Source organism: Micrococcus lylae (assembly GCF_900163825.1).
Lineage (GTDB): Bacteria > Actinomycetota > Actinomycetes > Actinomycetales > Micrococcaceae > Micrococcus > Micrococcus lylae.
Genome location: NZ_FUKP01000006.1, coordinates 16287 through 37161, shown reverse-complemented (window position 1 = coordinate 37161; position 20875 = coordinate 16287). Strand labels below are relative to the sequence as shown.

The window sequence follows — 20875 nt, the reverse complement described above, 5'->3', positions numbered from 1 at the left end:
GCGCGTCGCCCCCGGTGCAGGGCCGTCGCCGTGCCGTAGAGTGACCCCGTGAGTTGGATCGAAGCAGTCATTCTGGGCCTGGTGCAGGGCCTCACGGAGTTCCTCCCGATCTCGTCCTCGGCGCACCTTCGCATCGTGGGCGAGTTCCTGCCCTCCGCGGCGGACCCGGGTGCGGCATTCACCGCCATCACCCAGATCGGCACCGAGCTGGCCGTGCTGATCTACTTCTGGAAGGACATCACGCGCATCATCGCGCAGTGGTGCAGGGCGCTGTCCGGCAAGGTCCCGCACTCCGATCCGGACGTGCGCATGGGCTGGCTGATCATCCTCGGCTCCCTGCCGATCGCGATCCTCGGCCTGCTGCTGGAGGACTGGATCGACACCGAGTTCCGGTCCCTGTGGGTCACCGCCACCATGCTGATCGTCTTCGCGATCCTCCTCGCCCTCGCCGACCGCTTCGGCCGCCAGCGCAAGCCCCTCGAGCAGCTCACCGTCCGCGACGGCATCCTCTACGGCTTCGCGCAGGCCCTCGCCCTGATCCCGGGAGTCTCCCGCTCCGGCGGCACCATCACCATGGGCCTGGCCCTCGGATACGCCCGGGAAGCCGCCGCCCGCTATGCGTTCCTGCTGGCCGTGCCGGCGGTGTTCGCCTCCGGCTTCTACAAGCTCTTCAAGTCCGTCGGCGACCCGACCACCGCCGGCCCGTACGGCATGGGCGAGACTCTGCTGGCCACCCTCATCGCCTTCGCGGTGGGCTACGCCGTCATCGCCTGGCTCATGCGCTTCATCACCCAGAACTCCTTCATGCCGTTCGTCTGGTACCGCATCGCCCTGGGCCTCGGTCTCTACGTGATGCTCGGCACCGGCCTCATCAGCGCCTGAATCACCGCCTCCGACTCGAAAGGCCTCCATGCAGTCCTGGTCCGTCCCCGGCGTGCCCACGCTCCCGGCCCATCCGGACACCCTGCGGGTGCACGACACCGCCACCGGCACGCTGCGCCGTCCCGGGAACCCGGAGGGCTCAGCCTCGCTCTACGTCTGCGGCATCACCCCCTATGACGCCACGCACCTGGGCCACGCGAACACCTACGTGGCGTTCGACCTGCTGCACCGCTACTGGCTCGGCGCCGGCCTGACCGTGACCTACACCCAGAACGTGACCGACGTGGACGACCCGCTCCTGGAGCGGGCCACGGCCACGGACGTGGACTGGCAGTGGCTCGCCGAGCAGCAGACGGACCTGTTCCGCTCGGACATGACCGCCCTCAACGTGCTCCCGCCGCACCACTACCTCGGCGTCACGGAGACGGTCCCCGCCGTCGTGGAGGGCGTCCAGGCGCTCGTGGACGCGGGCCTGGGGTACACCGTGCCGGGCCGGGACGGCGAGCCGGACGGGGACGTCTACTTCGACACCCGCGCCGCCGAGCGGACCACCGGCTGGCGCCTCGGCTCGGTCGGGGCGCACACGGACGCCGAGATGGCCGAGATCTTCCCGGAGCGCGGCGGCGACCCGCAGCGTCCGGGCAAGCGGGATCCGCTCGACCCGCTGCTGTGGCGCGTGCACCGCGAGGGCGAGCCTGTCTGGGACGGCGGCCCGCTCGGCCGCGGCCGTCCCGGCTGGCACATCGAGTGCTCGGTGATCGCCCGCCGGACGCTGCCGGCTCCGTTCACGGTCCAGGCCGGCGGCTCGGACCTGCGCTTCCCGCACCACGAGTTCTCCGCCGCGCACGCCACCGGCATCGACGGCAAGGACCTCGCCCACACCTACCTGCACTCCGGCATGGTCGCCCTGGACGGGCAGAAGATGTCCAAGTCACTGGGCAACCTCGAGCTCGTGTCCCGCCTCACCGCCCGCGGCGTCGAGGCGGTGGCCGTCCGTGCCGCGCTGCTGGACCACCACTACCGCTCCGACTGGCAGTGGTCCGAGGACGTGCTCACCCACGCCCAGGAGCGGGTCGCGGCCTGGCGCGCCGCGCTCCTGCAGGACTCCCGCCGGGACGGCGCCGCGGTGCACGCCGCTGTGGTCTCCGCCCTCTCCACAGACCTGGACGCCCCGGCCGCACTGCAGGTGCTGGACGCCTGGGCCGTGGGGGAGCGGCTGCCCGAGGCGGAGCCGATCGGCGCCCGGCAGGACGTGGACGTCGCTGACGTGGCCGACGCCCTGCTGGGCCTGCGCCTGCGCTGAGGTGCCCGCTCAGGAACGACGGCGGCCGCGCAGGTAGCGCTCGAACTCCCGTGCGATGGCCTCGCCCGAGGCGTCCGGCAGCTCGCGGGCGTCGGTGGCCTCCTCGAGCTGCTGCACGTAGGCGGCGATGTCCGCGTCGTCCTGGGCGACCTCGTCCACCGACTGCCGCCACAGCGCCGCGTCCGCCTGGAGCTCGGCGGTGTCCACGGTGACGCCGAGCAGCTCCTCGAGCGCCTCCACCAGGGACAGCTGTGTCTTCGGCGAGGGCGACTGGGCCACGTAGTGCGGGACCATGCCCCACAGGGAGAGCGTCGGCAGGCCGGATCGCGCGGCGGTGTCCGTGACCACCCCCACGATGCCGGTAGGCCCCTCATAGGTCGGCTGGTCTGCACCGACGGCGACGCGCACATCCCCCATCGGCGAGGAGGCCCGGGCGGGCATCGGACGGGTGTGGGGCACGTCGGCCAGCAGCGCACCCACGACCACCAGGGCGTCCACGCCCTCGTCTGCGGCCACCTGCAGGATCTCCTGGGTGAAGGCACGCCAGCGCACGTTCGGCTCGACGCCCGAGCACAGCAGCAGCTGCAGCCCGTCCGCGCCGCACTCCTCGGTGGAGACCGGACGTCCGTCGGCGTCCAGCACCGCCTCGTGGACGTGCATGGCGGGCCACTCGATGGTGCCCATGCCGTCCGCATCGCGCCGCACGGTGGGGCGGGTGACCTGGAAGTCGTAGTACTCGCCGGTGCAGACGTCCGCGCGCTGGAAGGCCTCCCACTGGCGGACGAGCGTCTCCAGGGCGCTGGTGGCGGCCTGGCCGGCGTCGTTCCACCCCTCGAAGGCCACGAGCATGACGCGCGGCGCCCGCGCGCCCGACTCCACGGCGGGCACCGTGGCGGTCAGGTAGGCGCGCAGCGGGCCGAGCTCGTCGTCGGTCCTCTCGGTGGACTCCACTTCACTCATGGACGCCACCCTAGACGGTCGGCCCCTGGCCTAGGATGGGCTCATGCCCTCCGCCTCCCACCGGAACGCCCTGCCGGACGCCGTCCTCTGGGACATGGACGGCACCCTCGTGGACACCGAGCCGCTGTGGAACGGCGTGCAGCGGCGCCTCGTCGCCGCGCACGGCGGCACCTGGACCGACGAGCTGGCCGCCTCGCTCGTCGGCCAGGCCCTGGACGTCGGCGCCCGCCGACTGCAGGCCGCCGGCCTCGACCTGCCGGAGGAGGAGATCATCGCGGTGACCATGGAGGAGGTCGCTCGCGGCGTTGCGGCGGACACCCCCTGGCGCCCCGGTGCCCGTCAGCTGCTCGTCGAGCTCGGCGAAGCCGGTGTCCCCTGCGCCCTGGTGACCATGTCCCATGCCCCGTTGGCACAGACCCTGCTGGACGTCGCCCCCGCCGGGGTGCTGGAGCTGTCCGTCACCGGCGACGAGGTCTCCCGCGGCAAGCCCGACCCCGAGGCCTACACCCTCGCCCTGTCCCGTCTGCGGGCGCGCCACCGGGACCTCGACCCTGCCCGCTGCGTGGCGGTGGAGGACTCGCCGGTGGGCGTCCGCGCCGCCATGGCCGCCGGTCTGACCACCGTCGGCGTGCCCAGCGTGCTGCCCCTGGATCCGGACGCGGCCACCGTCCGGTGGGACACCCTGGCGGGCCGCACGGTCGCCGATCTCGCCGCCGTCCTGCCGGGCGCCGCCGCCGGATCCGCGGCGGATTCCTCGTGACCGGTACCTCCGCGGGCCTGCGCCTGGGCAGCCTGGGCGGAGCCCCCATCGTCGTCGGCTGGGCGTGGCTGCTCATCGGCGCCGCCGTGCTGGTGATCTTCGGGCCCTCCCTGCAGCGGGCGGACCCGTCGCTGGGCTGGGCCGCCTACGCCGTCGCCGGCGGCTATGTGCTCGTCCTGGCCGTCTCCGTGCTGATCCACGAGCTCGCGCACGCCGCCGTCGGTGCCGCCCACGGCTCCCGGCCGGAGGCGATCGAACTGTCCGGCTGGGGCGGGCACACCCAGTTCGTCCGCGCCGTGGACCGGCCGCTCGGCTCCGTGCTCACCGCACTGGCGGGCCCCGCGGCCAACCTCGTGCTCGCCGGCCTCGCCCACGCCGCCGGCACCCTCGCGGCCCCGGGCACCGTCACGGCGCTGCTGCTGTCGATGGCGGCCACCGCGAACCTGTTGCTGGCCGCCTTCAACGTCCTGCCCGGCCTGCCGCTGGACGGCGGCCGCATGATCGAGTCGGCGGTCTGGGCCGCCACCGGCTCCCGGCCCCGCGGCACCGTGGCCGCCGGCTGGGCCGGTCGTGTCCTCGCCACCGGCCTGGTCCTCGGCGGGATCGCCGTCCCGCTGCTGACGGACGCCCGCCCCGGCCTCGGTGTCGTGGCCCTCACGGTCCTGGTGGGCGTGAGCCTGTACCGTGGCGCGGACGCAGCGATCGCCTCCGCACGCTGGCAGGACCGCGCCGCCCGCATCACCGTCGGGGACCTGATGCTCCCGGCCGTCCTCCTCGCCCCGGACGCCACCGTGGCGGACGCCGAGGCCGCGCTGCGGACCGGGGGCACCGCCGTCGTGCTGGAGCCGGCGGTCGGCGAGGGCACGACGACGGCCGCACCGGCCGTCGTCGACGTCCAGGCCGTGCGGCGCGTGCCGCAGGCACGGCGGGCACTGACCCCCGCCACGGCGGTCGCCGCCGCCCTCCCGGCCTCCGCGGTGCTCCGTCTGGGCACCGATCCGGAGTCCGGACCCGACTTGATCGACCGTCTCGCCGCCACGGACACTGCGGTGTGGGCGGTCGTCCGCCCCGACGGCCGTGTGCTGGGCATCCTTCCGCGCGCAGCCGTCCTGAACGCCCTCGAGCACAGCCCGCCGAGGCACCGAAGGAGAACACCGAAGTGACCGAGCAGACCCCCACGCCCGCACCCACCGGCGTGAGCGCCCGCCGCGGGCCCCTGCGCGCCGGACAGCGGGTGCAGATCAAGGACGCCAAGGGCCGGCTGAACACGATCACCCTCATCCCGGGAGGGCAGTTCCACAGCTACCAGGGCGTGCTGCGGCACGACGACCTGATCGGCGGTCCGGAGGGCGTGGTGGTGCAGAACAGCTCGGGCCACGACTACCAGGTGCTCCGCCCCCTGCTGAACGACTTCGTGCTCTCCATGCCGCGCGGGGCCACGGTGGTGTACCCCAAGGACGCCGGGCAGATCGTGCAGCAGGCGGACATCTTCCCGGGCGCGGTGGTGGTGGAGGCCGGGGTCGGCTCCGGTGCCCTGTCCATGTCCCTGCTGCGTGCGATCGGCGACGCAGGCCGGCTGCACTCCTACGAGCGCCGCGAGGACTTCGCCGAGATCGCCCGTGCCAACGTGGAGTCCTTCTTCGGTGCCGCGCACCCGGCCTGGTCCATCCACGTCGGAGACGCCCAGGAGAAGATGCTCCAGGTGCACGAGCCGCACTCCGTGGACCGCGTGGTCCTGGACATGCTCGCCCCCTGGGAGTGCGTGGATGCCGTCGCCACCGTCCTGGCCCCCGGCGGCGTGTGGCTCACCTACGTGGCCACCGCCACCCAGCTCTCCCGCGTGGCCGAGGCGATCCGCGAGTCCGGGAAGTTCACCCAGATCGAGGCGAACGAGACTCTCGTGCGCGGCTGGCACCTGGACGGCTTGGCCGTGCGCCCGGACCACCGCATGGTGGCCCACACCGGGTTCCTGCTGACCGCCCGCCGCCTGGCTTCCGGGCAGGAGGCGCTGAGGATGAAGCGCCGCCTGAAGGTCTCCGAGTTCAAGGACGAGGACGTGGAGGCCTGGACTCCCTCGGACGAGTCCCGCTGGACGCCCCAGGCCCTCGGCGAGCGCGTGGTCACGGACAAGAAGGCCCGCAAGAACCTCAAGGAGGCCCGTCTCACCGCCCGCCGTGCCGCCGAGGCCGAGCAGGGTGTGGACGCGCACGGCAACCCTGCCTGAGCCCCCACCTCAGCCCACGAGGAGGACCGATGAGTCAGAACGACCCCACCACCGGCACCGCCGAGGAGCGCGCGGCCGAGCTCGGCCGCATGCTCGCCGACGCACAGGGCACCGCGGAGCGGCTGCGCCTGCAGCTGGAGTCCGCGCAGCGTCACGCCTCGAAGCAGTCTGAGCTGCGCCGTGCCGCCGAGGCCCAGCTGCAGACCGCGGGCCGCAACAACAGGCGCATGGTCGAGCTGCTCGAGGACACCCGTGAGGAGATCACCACCCTCAAGGACGCCCTTGAGGCCACCACGCGCCCGCCGTTCCTCTACGCCCTGCTGGAACAGGTCCACCTGCCCCGACAGCCGCGCGAGGGCGTGGAGTCCGCCGCGGTGGTGCGCGGGGGAGCGGACGTGGTGCTCAACGGCCGCCGCATGCGTGTGGCCGTCTCCCCGCTGCTGGACGCCACGAAGCTGGTGCCGGGCTCGGAGGTGCTGCTGGACGAGACCCAGTCCGTCGTGGGCATCGCCGATTCGGTGCGTGCGGGGCAGATCCTGCGCGTCAAGGAGGTCCTGGACTCCGGCGACCTGGTGGTGGCCGGCGCCGCGGACGAGGAGCGCGTGGTGCGTCGCAGCCCGGCCCTGGCGGAGGCGGACCTGCGCCACGGCGACGCCGTCACCGTGGACCCCCGCCAGGAGTGGGCCCTGCAGACCGTGGTGCTCTCCGAGGTGGAGGACGTCCTGCTGGAACAGACCCCGGACGTCTCCTTCGCGGACATCGGCGGTCTCGGCGCCCAGATCGAGCGCATCCGGGAGGCGGTGGAGGTCCCGTTCCTGCACCCCGGGCTCTACGCCGAGCACGGCCTGCGGGCACCGAAGGGCATCATGCTCTACGGCCCGCCCGGCACCGGCAAGACCATGCTGGCCAAGGCCGTCGCCTCCTCGCTGTCCGCCCGCTCCACCGCGCAGCAGCCGGCCGTGTTCCTGAACATCAAGGGGCCGGAGCTGCTGAACAAGTATGTGGGCGAGACCGAGCGCCACATCCGCATCATCTTCGAGCGGGCCCGGGAGAAGGCCTCCGCGGGGGCGCCGGTGGTGGTGTTCTTCGACGAGATGGAGTCCCTGTTCCGCACCCGCGGCTCCGGCGTCTCCTCGGACGTGGAGACGACGATCGTGCCGCAGCTGCTCGCGGAGATCGACGGCGTCGAGTCCCTGGGGAACGTGATCGTCATCGGCGCCTCGAACCGTGAGGACATGATCGACCCGGCCGTGCTGCGTCCCGGCCGCCTGGACGTCAAGGTCCGCATCGACCGCCCGGACCGCACCGGCGCCGCCGAGATCATGGGCAAGCACCTCACCGCGGCCATCCCGCTGCACGACGAGGAGGTGGAGGACGCCGGCTCCGCCGAGCAGGCACGTGCCGACCTGATCGAGCGCACCATGGACGCCCTCTACGAGCGCAGCCCGCGCACGGCCCTGGCCGAGCTCACGGACGCCGCCGGCGGCACCGCCGTCCTCCACCTGGCGGACCTGGTCTCCGGCGCCGTGGTGGCGGACGTGGTGGACCGGGCCAAGCGCCACGCCGTCCGCGACCTGCTCGCCGCCGGCGAGGACCCCGCCGCCCGCGGGGTGCGCGCCGTGCACCTGCTGAAGGCTGTGGACGGCGTGCTGGCGGACCAGGCCGACCTGCTCGCCACCGTCTCCCCGGCAGAGTGGGCCCGCACCTCCGGCTGGCGCGGCCCGCACCTGACCGGCCTGACCATGCTGACCGGATCCTCCTCCGGCGGCGTCGCCCGGGAGGCGGGAGCATGAGCCCGGTGCAGCCGACGACCCCGGCACCGTCCCGCGTGTTCCCGGCCTTCCGGGGCCAGCGCCCGCTGTTCCCGGACACCATGCCCTCCGGACTGGAGGAGCCGCCGAACGGCCGCGACGCCGCCGGCTGGGGTGTCCGGCGCGTCATGGGGACCGAGACCGAGTTCGGCATCCACGCCCCGGCCAACCCGCAGGCCCACCACACCGTGCTCTCCCTCGAGCTGGTGAACGCCTACGCGGACATGGCCACCCGAGCCGGCACGCCGGTGGCCGGCACCGAATGGGACTACTCGGCCGAGTCCCCGCTGGTGGACGCCCGCGGCTGGCGCATGCCCCGCTCGGCCGCCCATCCGTCCCAGCTCACCGACGAGGCCATCACGGGCCAGGACGGCGAGCCGATCCACCTGCTCGTGAACACCGTCCTGGCCAACGGTGCCCGCTGGTACGTGGACCACGCCCATCCCGAGTACTCCTCGCCGGAGACCACCACCCCCCGCGACGCCATGGTCTGGGACGCCGCCGGAGACCTGGTGGCCCAGGACGCGGCGGACCACATCGCCGCCGGCGAGGGCAGCCCCGAGGTGCGGATCTACAAGAACAACGTGGACGGCAAGGGCGCCTCCTACGGCGCGCACGAGAACTACCTCGTGGCCCGCGCCCTGGACTTCGACGAGCTCACCGCCGTCCTGCTGCCGTTCTTCACCGCCCGCCAGGTGCTCGTCGGTGCCGGCCGCGTGGGCATCGGCCCGGACGGGTCCACGCCCGGCTTCCAGCTGTCCCAGCGCGCCGACTACTTCGAGGAGCAGGTGGGGCTGGAGACCACCATCCACCGGCCCATCGTCAACACCCGCGACGAGCCGCACGCCGTCCACGACGCCTACCGGCGCCTGCACGTGATCATCGGCGACGCCACCCTGTCCCAGCACGCCACCTGGCTGCGGATGGGCATGACCGCCCTGGTGCTCGCCCTGGCCGAGGCCGGCACCGCCCCGCGCATCGAGCTCGAGGATCCGGTGGCCGCCCTCCAGACCATCAGCCGGGACCCGTCCCTGCAGGCGGCGGTGCCCGCCGCCGTGGTGCACGACGACGGCACCCGCCACCGTGCGTCGCTCACTGGCATCGACATCCTCCGGGCCTACCTCGATGCCGCCGAGGCCCACTGTGCCGCCCACGGCGTGGATGACGCGGCCACCGCCGAGGTGCTCGCGGCCTGGCGGCAGGACCTCGACGACGCCGCCGCGGATCCCCTGTCCCTGGCCGACCGGGCCGACTGGGCCGCCAAGCTGCGCCTGCTCGAGGGCATGCGCGCCCGCACAGGCTCGGACTGGTCCGACCCCCGCCTGGGCATGCTCGACCTGCAGTACACGGACCTGGCCCCCTCCCGCTCCCTGCACCGGCGGCTGGTCACAGCCGGCCATCTGCGGGTGCTGGCGGACGAGGACGAGGTGCGGGCCGCCGTCGGGACTGCGCCGACGACCACCCGTGCCTGGCTCCGCGGCGGCCTGGTCTCCCGGCATGCGCGCCAGGTGGTGGGCGCCGCCTGGGACAACGTGCTGCTGCGCCCCCAGGAGGGCGACCGCCTGCACCGGGTGCCGCTGGTCGAGCCGCTGCGGGGCCGGGCCGCCGACCTGCCCGGATGGTGGGGCGAGGACGGCCGCACCCCCGACGCGGCCGAGCTGATGCGCACGCTCACGGCCCTGACGGGCGCGTTCTGAGCGCGTAGGCTCGGACCAGACCCTCACCCCACGCCAGAGGAGGACCCCATGGCCCAGGAGCGCATCCACCACCAGAAGCAGGGCGGCGGCGACGGCGGCGAGGACGCCGGCCTGCAGCAGCAGGCCCAGCAGTCCTCCACCGCGCCCAGTGCCGACCTGGACGGGCTGCTGGACGAGATCGACACCGTCCTCGAGGCCAACGCCGAGGAGTTCGTCAAGGGCTTCGTGCAGAAGGGCGGCCAGTGAACGACCGCCGCATCTTCGGGCTCGAGACCGAGTACGGGGTGCAGCACTGGCACCCTGAGGGACGTCGCCTGAGTCCCGAGGAGGTCGCCCGGTACCTCTTCCGCCCCGTCGTGGAGTGGGGCCGCTCCTCCAACGTGTTCGTGGAGAACGGCTCACGCCTCTACCTCGACGTGGGCTCACACCCCGAGTACGCCACCGCCGAGTGCTCCACGATCGACGAGCTGCTCGCCTCGGACGCCGCCGGCGACGAGATCATGCGGGAGCTGATCGCCCAGGCCGAGGAGCGCATGCACGCCGACGGCATCGAGGGCTCGGTGTACCTCTACCGGAACAACGCCGACTCGGCCGGCAGCTCCTACGGCTCCCACGAGAACTACCTGTTGCGCCGCCGCAGTGAGTACCGGCGCCTCACCGAGGCGCTCGTGCCGTTCCTCGTGTCCCGGCAGATCCTCGTCGGCGCCGGCCGCGTGGTGCCCGCCGGCGTGTGGCCGGAGGGCCAGGGGCAGGCCCACTACGCCTTCTCGCAGCGTGCCGACTTCGTGCAGGAGGGCGTGTCCTCCTCCACCACCCGGTCCCGGCCGATCATCAACACCCGCGACGAGCCCCACGCCGACGCCTCCCGCTACCGCCGGCTGCACGTGATCGTGGGCGACTCGAACCTCTCCGAGCACACCCACCTGCTGCGCTTCGGCGCCACGGACCTGATGCTCCGCATGATCGAGTCCGGCTGGCCCCTCGGTGACAAGGAGATGCCCCATCCGACCCTCGCGATCCGCCGGGCCAGCCACGACCTCACCGGCACCGCCCCGCTTCAGCTGCGCGACGGGGCCGCCTCGGCACTCGAGCTCCAGGAGCACTACCTCGAGCGCGCCCACGCGTTCGTCGAGCGCCACGGGGCCCACCACGACCGCGTCGATCAGGTCCTGGACCTCTGGGAGGAGGTCCTGGAGGCCGTCCGCTCCCAGGACACCAGCGGCATCGACACCCGGATCGACTGGGCCATCAAGCTCCGCCTCCTCGAGGACTACCGCGCCCGCCACGGGCTCGACTGGTCCTCGCCCCGGCTGGCGCAGCTCGACCTGGCGTTCCACGACCTCGCCCGGGGCCGCGGCCTGTTCCAGGTGCTGCTCGAGCGCGGCCGCGTGGACCGCGTGATCGACCCTGCCGCGGCCCGGCGTGCCCGCACCGAGCCTCCGTCCGGCACCCGCGCCGCCGTGCGTGCCGCGTTCATCCGCCGGGCCCGCGAGCGTCAGCTCGCGTACGCCGTGGACTGGACCACGATGAAGCTCAACGAGCACCCCCTGCACGTCATCTCCATGAAGGACCCCTTCGACACGTCCACCACGGCCGTGGAGAGGCTGTTCGACGGCGTGGTGGATCCAGCCTGAGTCCAGACTCCGTGGGTATGTTGGAGTCCATGACTTCCATCATTCCGCTGGGCCGCTCCCGCAGGCCCCTGACCGCCCTGTCCATGTCCCTGGCGGCGCTGCTGTTGGCCACCGCCTGTGCCGGCGAGGACGCACCCGCCGAGGGCGACTCGCCGTCCGGCGCCGAGACCTCGGCCGCCGGCCCCGCCGAGAACGGCGACGGCGGCGAGAAGGACGCCGAGGGCGACGACGAGGACTACACGCGGGCCGAGGCCGGCACCGGCGTGGGCCAGACCGACAAGCTCGAGGCCGTGTCCCTGTCCGCCGCGGACGGCGAGGAGCCGGTGGTGCAGGCCGACACCCCGATCAAGGCCGACGAGGTCTCCACCCGCGTGCTGAAGACCTCCGATCGCGAGCCGGCGAAGGACGGCGACCTCGTCACCGTCTCCACCGTGGCCGTGAACCCGGAGGACGGAGAGGTCATGGGGGAGAACTTCTCCACCGGTCCCGAGGTCGTCATGCTCAACCAGCGCCTGAAGGACGCCAACCAGGAGCTGTACCGGATGCTGCGCACCAGCGCCCCGGGCGCGGAGGTCGCGTACTACATCCCCGAACAGAAGGCCGAGAAGGGTGAGGACGGCCAGCCGCAGGGCCAGGACATGCCCGCCGCGCTCTACGTCTTCCGCGTGAACGACATCCTGCCGACCGAGGCGCAGGGCGAGGAGGTCACCGACCTCGACGACTCCCTCCCGAAGGTCACCGTGGACGAGGAGTCCGGCCACCCGAAGATCGAGAAGCCCTCCGGCGACGCGCCGAAGGACCTCACGGTGCAGCCCCTCATCCAGGGCGAGGGCGAGGAGGTCGGCGAGCACGACCAGGTCACCGTCCAGTACACCGGCGTCACCTGGTCCGAGGGCAAGACCTTCGACAGCTCCTGGGAGAAGGGCGGCGATCCGGCCACCTTCTCGCTCGACGGCGTCATCGAGGGCTGGAAGGAGGGCCTGGCCGGACAGAAGGTCGGCTCTCGCGTGCTGGTCTCCGTGCCGTCCGAGAAGGCCTACGGCGAGGCCGGCAGTCCGCCGAACATCGGCAAGAACGAGGACCTGCTGTTCGTCGTGGACATCCTGCACACCCAGGCTCCGGCCCAGCCCCAGCAGGACGACTCCGAGGACTCGGACCGCTGACACCCGTCACCTGAGAAGAGGAACACCCCTATGTCATTCGGACAGCGCAACTACGACCGCACGAAGCCCGAGGTGGACTTCCCGGGCGACACCCCGCCCACCGAGCTCGTCGTCGAAGACCTCATCGCCGGCTCGGGCAAGGCCGTCGAGGCCGGGTCCCGCGTCCAGGTCCACTACGTGGGCGTGGCCTGGTCCACCGGGGAGGAGTTCGACGCCTCCTGGAACCGCGGCACCCCCCTGCCGCTGACCGTCGGCGTCGGCCAGGTCATCGCCGGCTGGGACCAGGGGCTGCTCGGCATGAAGGTCGGCGGCCGCCGCCGTCTCGAGATCCCGCCGCACCTGGGCTACGGCGCCCGCGGTGCCGGCTCGGCCATCGGTCCGAACGAGACGCTGATCTTCGTCTGCGATCTCGTCTCGGTCGACTGACGACCGGCGCAGAGCACGTTCGATGACCTCCACCCCCGGAGAGCGTGAACGACGCACCAGCGAGCGCGTGATCGCGTTGCTGATGCTGCTGATCCACACGCGGCACGGCTACACCACCGCGCAGATCCGCCGCCACGTCGAGGGGTATGCGGAACTCGGCGACGAGGCCTTCGAGAAGGCCTTCCAACGCGACCGCGCACTGCTGGAGGACATCGGTGTGCCCCTGTCCCTCGAGCAGCCGGAGGATGCCGACGCCCGCCACGTGGTGGACGCCTCGGCCCTGCTGCTGCCCGAGATCCACTTCAGCGGGGCCGAGCGCCGTGCCCTGCTCCACGCCCGCGAGGTGTGGAGCGAGACCCGGCTGCAGACCGAGGTGATGCGGGCCGTCGGACTGCTCGTGGACCCCGGGTCCGCCGGCGAGGCCGACGACGGTCTCGGCCTGCCCCGCGTGGTGCAGCGTCTCACCCCGAACCTCGAGGTGTTCCTGGACGCCGCCGTGGAGCAGCGGGTGCTCGCCTTCGGCTACCGCACCGCCGCCGGGGCCGTTTCGCCGCAGGGCCGTCCGCGCCGCGTCCGCATCTGGTCCGCCCTCGAGATCGGCGGCGCCTGGTACGCCGCAGGATGGGACCTCGACCGCCAGGGCGAGCGCCTGTTCCGCGTCTCCCGCGTCATCGGCCGGCCCGAGGAGCTGCCCGGCACCGGGTCCGACGCCCCGGCCCGCCCCGCCGACTGGAACCCCGTCGAGATCCGTGACCGACTGCTCGGCCAGGGCGAGGGCCTGCGCGACCGCGTCCGGCTCTGGGTCGCCCCCGGACGCGGACACTCCGTGCGCCTGCGCGGCCAGGCCGTCACGCCCACCGCGCAGGACGGTGCCGCGCCCGGGGAGGGCTGGGAGCTGTGGGAGACCGACCGTCCCGCCCACGACGGCCTCGTCCAGCTGTGCGGCGGCCTCATGGGCGTCGTCCAGCCCTCGGCGGCCGATCCGGACGTGGTCGCCGAGGTGCTGGCCGCCTGGAGGCGCGTGGCCGAGGTCCACGACGGCGCCCCGCCGCCGCACCCGGAGCTCGCGAAACCACGCCAGTCCCGGTATCGCCAGGGACAGCGCGAGCGCGTCTCCCGTCTGCTCGACATCGTGGGCCTGGCCAACCGCGCCGGCGGCATCACGAAGGTCGAGCTCGCCGACCGCCTCGAGCTCAGCCCCAAGGCCCTCGACGCCGACCTGCGCGACCTCCAGTACTGCGGCCTGCCCGAGCGCCTCTTCCCGGGCTGGCTGTTCGACGTCGATGCCGAGTCCGACGTGGTCGAGGTGCGCCAGGCCGTGGACCTGCCCGCGCCCATCCGCCTCTCCCTGCCCGAGGCACACCGCCTCTCCGCCGCCCTGGACACGGTGGCCCAGATGCCGCACGCGGACGACGAGGTCGCTCCCGCCGCCGTGACCGCGGCAGCACGGATCCGGCAGGTGCTCGCCGACGTCGGACACACCGGTGCCACCACATCGGTGAGGCCCTCCACCGGCGGGACGGACGACCCCGGCGACGCAGCCGCCGTCGTGCCCTCCGCCGCCGACGGCGGGGGAGCAGGGGGCCACGAGCCACCTGCGACGCCCGTGACCTCCTTCTGGGACGTGCACGCAGACCAGGACACCGTGCGTGTGCTCATGGATGCCGTCGCCCGCCACCGGGTGGTGCGCCTGCGCTACCACGCCCTGCACTCCGACCGGACGACGGAGCGGGAGGTCGAGCCCGTGCAGCTCGTCCAGTCCGGCGTGGTCCTCTACCTGCAGGGCCATTGCCGCACCGCCGGCGCCATGCGCACCTTCCGCGTCGAGCGGATCTCCGCTGTGGAGCCGACCGGCGAGATCGCGAAGGCGCGGCGCCGCCCCAAGAAGACGATGCTCACCCCGGTCGACACGACGCTGGAGGCGGTGCTCGCCTGGCATCACCGCATCCGGGACCTGGCGGACGACTATGCACCGCGCCTGGAGGCTCAGGACGCGGACGGGCGACGGCTGACCCGCCTGGGTCTGCTCTCCGAGGACGCGGCGATCGCCCTGGCCGGCATGCACGCCGGGGACGTCGAGGTCCTCGAGCCCGCCGAGCTGCGCCAGGCCGTCCGCGATCGCGCGCTGGCCGCGCTCCGGCGCCTCGAAACCGCTGTACGCTTGTGAACAGGACTTCCGACGAAAGGAACTCACCATGGTCGCTGGACTCCAGGGATGGCAGCTCGTCATCATCGTCCTCCTCGCCGTGCTGCTCTTCGCCGCGCCGAAGCTGCCGTCGATGGCCCGCAACCTCGGCCAGTCCATGCGCATCTTCTCCTCTGAGGTGAAGGAGATGCGCAAGGACGGCAAGGACAAGAAGGACGCTCAGCAGGAGGACCGCTCCGCCGGCACCGAGCCGGTGGAGGGTCGCATCGTCGACCGTGACGTCAACGACGTCCGTGAGGGTTCCCACCGCGCCGACGAGCGTTGATCGGCCCGGCCCAGCCCGTCTCGACCGCGAGAGCCGCGCATGAGCATGGACCACACTCCGCCTGAGGGCGCACCCGGCACGGGTGCGCCCTCGGGCGCGCCCGAACGCCCCGCACAGGGCGCCCTCGCCCAGGACACTCCCGCCGTCTCCCGGGAGGAGGTCCGCGAAGCGGCCGCGACGCCCCCGGGCAAGCGCCGCAAGCGCGCCCGCCGGAAGGACAATCCCACCGGCGAGATGCCGCTGCGCGAACACCTCGCCGAGCTGCGCAACCGCATCATCAAGTCCGGCGTCGCGATCGCCCTGGGCACGGTGCTGGGATTCTTCCTGTACGAGCCGGTCATGGGTGCGCTCGCCCAGCCGCTCAAGGACGCCGAGCAGCGGGGCATCCTCGCCTCCCTGAACTTCGACTCGGTCGGACAGTCCTTCGACATCCTGCTGCAGGTCGGACTGTTCATCGGCGTGGTCGTGGCCAGCCCCGTCTGGCTCTACCAGATCTGGGCGTTCATCATGCCGGGCCTGAAGGCCCAGGAGAAGAAGTACGCCATCGTGTTCCTCTCCGTCTCCATCCCGCTGTTCGTCGGCGGCGTGGTGATCGGCTACCTCGTGCTGCCGCAGGCCGTGCAGTTCTTCACCGCCCTGATCCCGGACGGCGGCACGAACTTCATTCCGGCGAACGTGTACATCCCGTTCCTGCTGCGCCTGTTCCTCGCCTTCGGCGCGGCGCTCGTGCTGCCCGTGCTCATGGTGGGCCTGAACATGATCGGCATGCTCCCGGCCCGCACCATCCTCAACCACTGGCGCATCACCGTGTTCCTCATCTCGCTCATCGCGGCCATCGCCGCCCCGGGCGGCGACGCGATCACGATGTTCTACCTGGCCGCTCCGCTGTTCACCCTGTTCGGCGTGGCCATCGTGCTCTGCGTCCTCAACGACAGGCGCCGCAACCGCAGGAGGGCCTCCACCGAGGCGGACATCGAGGCGGAGATCGCCGCCGGCCCGAAGCCGCTCAGCGAGCTCTGAACCGGCGGGCCCAGGGGACTCCGCCGACAGCGGAGCCGCCTGGGCCGCGCACCTGCCCACCACTAGGCTGGCTCCATGGCCGACTCCCCGCATTCGCATCCGGTGCCCGACGACGAGCCGGTCCTCAGCCCCGCCGAGCGCTACGCCGCCGCCCGCCGGGCCCGGCACCATCCCGGCAGCCGTCTGTCCCAGTTCGCCGCGACCCTCGGGTTCCCCCTCGACCAGTTCCAGGTGCAGGCCTGCACCGAGGTGGAGGCCGGCCACGGCGTGCTCGTGGCGGCGCCCACCGGCTCCGGCAAGACCGTGGTCGGCGAGTTCGCCGTGCACCTGGCGCTGTCCCAGGGCCGCCGGGCGTTCTACACCACCCCGATCAAGGCCCTGAGCAACCAGAAGTTCTCCGATTTCGCCGCGATCCACGGCCCCGAGCGCGTCGGTCTGCTCACCGGAGACACCTCCGTCAACCCGGACGCGGACGTGGTGGTCATGACCACCGAGGTCCTGCGCAACATGCTCTACGCGGACTCCGCCGCCCTCACCGGCCTGGCCTCCGTCGTCATGGACGAGGTCCACTACCTCGGCGACCGCTTCCGCGGTCCCGTGTGGGAGGAGGTCATCATCCACCTGCCCGAGCATGTGCAGCTGGTCTCCCTCTCCGCCACGGTCTCCAATGCGGAGGAGTTCGGCGCCTGGTTGGACACCGTCCGCGGCGCCACCTCCGTGATCGTCTCCGAGCACCGGCCCGTGCCGCTGTGGCAGCACGTCATGGCCGGTCCGCGCCTCTACGACCTCTTCGCCGAGGACGTCGCCTTCGAAGAGTCCGCCGAAGACGACGGCGCCACCGTGCTCAACCCCGAGCTGGCCCGCCTGGCCTCCCAGGCGCACCGCAACGCCGAGCGCTCCGACTGGGGGCGCCCCGGCCGCGGTCGCGGACGCGGCCCCGGAGGCAGGGGCAAGGGGAGAGGCCGTGGCCGTCAGGGCGGGAGGAGACGCACCGACCGCGACGACGGCCGCTCCGGCGGGCGCGGTGCGTCCGGCGGCGGACGTGGCCGGCGCTCCGGCGCCGCCGGCTGGGACGGCGACCGCGGCGTGCAGGGACGCATCGGCCCGCGCGAGCACCGCAACCACGGACTGCGCACCTCGCGCCCCGAGATGGTCCGCACCCTGGAGCGCGAGGGGCTGCTGCCCTCGATCACGTTCATCTTCTCCCGCGCCGGGTGCGACGGCGCCGTGGAGCAGTGCCTGGCCGCAGACCTGGACCTGACCACCCGGGCAGACAAGCGGCTCATCCTGGAGCGGACGGACGAGGTGGCACGCCTGCTCCCGCCGGAGGACCTCGAGGTCCTCGGCTTCTGGGGATGGCGGGACGGCTTGTCCCGTGGCTTCGCCGCCCACCACGCCGGCCTGTTGCCGCCCGTCAAGGAGGCGGTGGAGGACCTGTTCGCCGCAGGGGCGCTGAAGGTCGTCTTCGCCACGGAGACCCTCGCACTCGGCGTGAACATGCCGGCCCGGTCTGTGGTCCTGGAGAAGCTGGTCAAGTTCAACGGGGAATCCCATGTGGACGTCACCCCCGGGGAGTACACCCAGCTCACCGGACGTGCCGGCCGCCGCGGCATCGACGTGGAGGGCCACGCCGTGGTCCTGTGGCGTCCGGGCCTGGACCCGGCCGCCGTGGCCGGACTGGCGTCGAAGCGCACCTACCCGCTGAAGTCGGCCTTCCGGCCCACCTACAACATGTCCGTGAACCTGCTTGCACAGGTCGGTGCACGTCGGGCCCGGGGGATCCTCGAGTCCTCCTTCGCCCAGTTCCAGGCCGACCGCTCGGTGGTGGGCCTGGCCCGCCAGGTGCGGGACAAGGAGGCCTCACTGTCCACCTACGCAGATGCGATGGCGTGCGACCGCGGGGACATGGCCGCGTACATGCGGCTGCGCAAGGAGCTCGCCGCAGCGGAGAAGGCCGGCTCCCAGGGTCGCAGGCGTGCCCGCCTCGGCGCGCTCAAGGAGTCCCTGTCCGAGCTCGCGGTCGGTGATGTGATCGACCTGCGTGACGGCCGCGCCCTCGGGCGCTGCGTGGTGGTCTTCCCGGCCGGCAACCCGCAGAACCCCCGCGTCGGCGTCATCACGGACAAGGCACAGCTGCGCCGCATCGGCGTGGAGGACCTCGCCATGCCCGTGGAACCGATCGCCGGTGCGGACCTGCCCCGGCTTCTCCAGGTGAAGTCCCCGGCCCAGCGCAAGGACGTCGCCGCGAAGATGCGGGAGGCCGTGCGCACGCACCGCCCGCCCTCCGGCGGGCGCGACCGCTCCGGCTTCCGCCGCGTGGAGCCGGAGGAGTCCCCGCGGGTGGAGGAGCTGCGCCGCGAGCTGCAGGCACACCCGTGCCACGGGTGCCCGGACCGCGAGGACCATGCACGCTGGGCCGAGCGCTGGTGGGGCCTGCGCCGGGAGGTCACCCAGCTCCGCGACCGGATCTCCGGACGCACGAACACGCTCTCCGCCGCGTTCGACCGCATCGTCGGACTGCTGCAGGAGTACGGCTACGTCGGCTCGGATCCGGGAAACCCGCGGGAGGCCGTGGAGCCGGCCGGTCAGGCGCTGCGGCGCATCTACGGGGAGCGAGACCTGCTGACGTCGCTTCTCCTCCAGGATCCGTCCGTCGCCCGGCTCACCCCGGAGGACTGGGCGTGCCTGGCCGCCCTGCTGGTCTACCAGGGCCGGTCCGAGCCCCTGGCCGGCACCGTGGTCATGCCCAACGCGCGGCTCCAGGCCGTCCACGAGGCCACCGAGCGGCTCCAGGACCGGCTCCGCCGGGACGAGGCCGCCGCCCGACTCGAGCCCACGCCGGAGACCGACCCGGGGCTGGTGGCGCCGATGCACCGCTGGGTGCGCGGCAAGTCCCTCCGGGACACGTTGCACGGCTCGGACCTTGCCGCCGGCGACTTCGTGCGCTGGGCCCGCCAGGTCATCGATGTGCTCGGCCAGCTCGCCCAGATCCCCGGGGACGAGGCCCGCACGCGCGACTGCCGCCGTGCCTCGGACCTCGTGGCACGCGGTGTCGTGGCCACCTCGCTGCCCGCGGTCGCCGTGGACGGGTGAGCCTGCCGGGCCGGTGGGCCGGACCGGACGGGACCCTGATGAGGCCCGGCCAGACGGGGCCCTGATGAGGCCCGGCCGGAACCGGACGGTCCATGGACCGGCAGAGAGCACTAGGCTGAGAGCGTGACCGCTCTCCTGTTGCACCACGGCATCGTCCACTCTCCGACCGACCCCTACGCCACCGCCCTGATCGTCGAGGCAGGTACCGTCGCCTGGCTCGGCGGTGACGACACCGCCGCCGCATTCCTGCGCGACGGCATGGCCGAGCAGGATCTGGACGGCGCCATCCTCACGCCGCTGTTCGTGGACCCCCTCGCCTCGAGCGCCTCCGGCGCCTGTCACCGCGGCATCGGCCTCGTCACCGTTCTGCGCGGCTGGGACGGAGACCGCACGCTGCGCACCGGGGTTCCCGGCGCCGACCACGAGGCGACGGACACACCCGGGGCAGCGGTCGTCGTCGAGTACCGCCCGCATCGGCTGGCGGACGCGCAGCAGGCCGACCGTCCGTCCGCCGGCGTCTGGATCGCCGCTGACGCGATCCCGTCCACGGAGCTCGACCAGGCCGTGATCGCCGCCGTCGAGGCGGGGGAGCAGGTCTACCTCGTCCCCTCCGACCTCGCCGATTCGTCAGCCGTGCAGGCCGCACAGACGGCTTCCCTGGCCGCTCTGCGTGCCGCCGAGAAGGCATGCGGCATCCCCGCCATCGGCCGGACACGTCCACGGCTGGCCGTGGGGGCGCCCCTGACCGCGCAGGAGGAGCACTTCCTCGCCGGACTCTCCGCCTCCGTCACCGCGCTGGTGGACGCCGGGGCCGGCACCACGGCCCCCGTGGGCGGTCTCCTCGCGGCGGCCGTGCCGGTGTGCCTGTCGCTGGCCGCGGACGGCAATCCCTGGGGAGCTGTCCGCGCCGCGCTGCACCACCCGGATCCACAGCAGGGCGTGTCCGCCCGGTCCGCGTTCACCGCCGCCACCCGCACCGGGCTGCGGGCCCTGTCCGACACGCCCGCCGCGCACGTCGACCTGCCGGCCCGGCTGTCCGTCTCCGCGCCGGCGACCTTCGGCGTCTGGGAGGCGGATGCGGTCACCGTGCAGGCGCCGGACGGCCGGGTGGCCGCCTGGAGCACCGACACGCGCGCGGGCACGCCGTTGCTGCCCTCGCTGGACGCCGGGGAGGACCTGCCCCGCCTGCGCTCGGTTTGGGTCCACGGCCGCGAGGCCTGAGGGCGATGTCGGTCTTCCGAGGCCGCCGTCTGCCGACGCCGGACGGCACGATCCACGGCCTTGCCTCCGCGCGATCAGGCGCAGCGGTTCCTATACTGGGGCGGATGACCCGCGCGCCGCGGGCCGTCTGCCTACGCCTGTGTCCCGTCCGGGGACTGCTCGGCGGCAGGGGACGGCGGGGTCCGCACTGGACCGGCCGGCGCTGACACG

17 protein-coding genes are annotated in these 20875 nt (G+C 73.0%); 16 read left to right on the top strand and 1 reads right to left on the bottom strand.

Translation table 11 applies throughout. From position 1 onward, the window contains the following. Nucleotides 1-48: 48 nt before the first annotated feature. The gene (locus FM125_RS00705; protein WP_070638349.1) at nt 49-882 is read left to right on the top strand and encodes an undecaprenyl-diphosphate phosphatase; all 834 of its coding nucleotides are present in this window, start codon (nt 49-51) and stop codon (nt 880-882) included. 28 nt (nt 883-910) lie between these two features. Continuing rightward, nucleotides 911-2185, top strand: a complete 1275-nt coding sequence (gene mshC / locus FM125_RS00700) for a cysteine--1-D-myo-inosityl 2-amino-2-deoxy-alpha-D-glucopyranoside ligase (protein ID WP_087133324.1) — start codon at nt 911-913, stop codon at nt 2183-2185. A gap of 9 nt (nt 2186-2194) precedes the next feature. Here mshC and FM125_RS00695 read toward each other — a convergent pair whose 3' ends face one another. Next, the gene (locus tag FM125_RS00695) at nt 2195-3145 is read right to left on the bottom strand and encodes a PAC2 family protein (protein ID WP_067190739.1); all 951 of its coding nucleotides are present in this window, start codon (nt 3143-3145) and stop codon (nt 2195-2197) included. Between the two features lie 43 nt (nt 3146-3188). On the opposite strand from FM125_RS00695, the gene FM125_RS00690 reads away from it, so the two are divergent. From FM125_RS00690 to FM125_RS00625, 14 genes are all read left to right on the top strand, one after another. After that, nucleotides 3189-3905, top strand: coding sequence for an HAD family hydrolase (locus tag FM125_RS00690; protein ID WP_067190559.1), 717 nt, complete (start codon nt 3189-3191; stop codon nt 3903-3905). After that, nucleotides 3902-5068: a site-2 protease family protein gene (locus FM125_RS00685; protein ID WP_067190561.1), complete on the top strand. Its 1167-nt coding sequence runs from the start codon at nt 3902-3904 to the stop codon at nt 5066-5068. Before FM125_RS00690 ends, FM125_RS00685 begins: the two co-directional genes overlap by 4 nt. After that, nucleotides 5065-6129: a tRNA (adenine-N1)-methyltransferase gene (locus FM125_RS00680; protein ID WP_067190563.1), complete on the top strand. Its 1065-nt coding sequence runs from the start codon at nt 5065-5067 to the stop codon at nt 6127-6129. Before FM125_RS00685 ends, FM125_RS00680 begins: the two co-directional genes overlap by 4 nt. 29 nt (nt 6130-6158) lie before the next feature. Beyond that, a complete protein-coding gene (arc, locus tag FM125_RS00675) occupies nt 6159-7922 on the top strand; it encodes a proteasome ATPase (protein ID WP_087133323.1) in 1764 nt (587 codons plus the stop codon). Further along, a complete protein-coding gene (gene dop / locus FM125_RS00670; protein WP_070637042.1) occupies nt 7919-9637 on the top strand; it encodes a depupylase/deamidase Dop in 1719 nt (572 codons plus the stop codon). Before arc ends, dop begins: the two co-directional genes overlap by 4 nt. 48 nt (nt 9638-9685) lie before the next feature. Further along, nucleotides 9686-9883, top strand: coding sequence for a ubiquitin-like protein Pup (locus FM125_RS00665; protein WP_067190569.1), 198 nt, complete (start codon nt 9686-9688; stop codon nt 9881-9883). Next, nucleotides 9880-11271 (top strand): Pup--protein ligase, encoded by a 1392-nt coding sequence (pafA, locus tag FM125_RS00660; RefSeq protein WP_067190571.1) that lies wholly within the window; start codon nt 9880-9882, stop codon nt 11269-11271. The genes FM125_RS00665 and pafA overlap by 4 nt, the downstream gene beginning before the upstream one ends. A 29-nt stretch (nt 11272-11300) precedes the next feature. After that, on the top strand, nt 11301-12434 hold the full coding sequence (locus FM125_RS00655) for an FKBP-type peptidyl-prolyl cis-trans isomerase (protein WP_245829676.1): 1134 nt from the start codon (nt 11301-11303) through the stop codon (nt 12432-12434). A 30-nt stretch (nt 12435-12464) separates the two neighbouring features. Then, nucleotides 12465-12860 carry an FKBP-type peptidyl-prolyl cis-trans isomerase gene (locus FM125_RS00650; protein ID WP_067190578.1) on the top strand — a complete coding sequence of 132 codons (396 nt, stop codon included), beginning with the start codon at nt 12465-12467 and terminating at the stop codon, nt 12858-12860. A 22-nt stretch (nt 12861-12882) separates the two neighbouring features. Next, entirely contained in the window at nt 12883-15027 is a 2145-nt protein-coding gene (locus FM125_RS00645; protein WP_087133321.1) for a helix-turn-helix transcriptional regulator, read from the top strand. A 28-nt stretch (nt 15028-15055) separates the two neighbouring features. Continuing rightward, nucleotides 15056-15331 (top strand): Sec-independent protein translocase subunit TatA, encoded by a 276-nt coding sequence (gene tatA / locus FM125_RS00640; protein WP_067190582.1) that lies wholly within the window; start codon nt 15056-15058, stop codon nt 15329-15331. Between the two features lie 39 nt (nt 15332-15370). Then, nucleotides 15371-16351 carry a twin-arginine translocase subunit TatC gene (tatC, locus tag FM125_RS00635; RefSeq protein ID WP_306301688.1) on the top strand — a complete coding sequence of 327 codons (981 nt, stop codon included), beginning with the start codon at nt 15371-15373 and terminating at the stop codon, nt 16349-16351. A gap of 75 nt (nt 16352-16426) precedes the next feature. Then, nucleotides 16427-19444, top strand: coding sequence for a DEAD/DEAH box helicase (locus FM125_RS00630; protein ID WP_087133320.1), 3018 nt, complete (start codon nt 16427-16429; stop codon nt 19442-19444). A gap of 123 nt (nt 19445-19567) precedes the next feature. Beyond that, nucleotides 19568-20665 carry a hypothetical protein gene (locus FM125_RS00625; RefSeq protein WP_087133319.1) on the top strand — a complete coding sequence of 366 codons (1098 nt, stop codon included), beginning with the start codon at nt 19568-19570 and terminating at the stop codon, nt 20663-20665. The last annotated feature ends 210 nt before the right edge of the window (nt 20666-20875 follow it).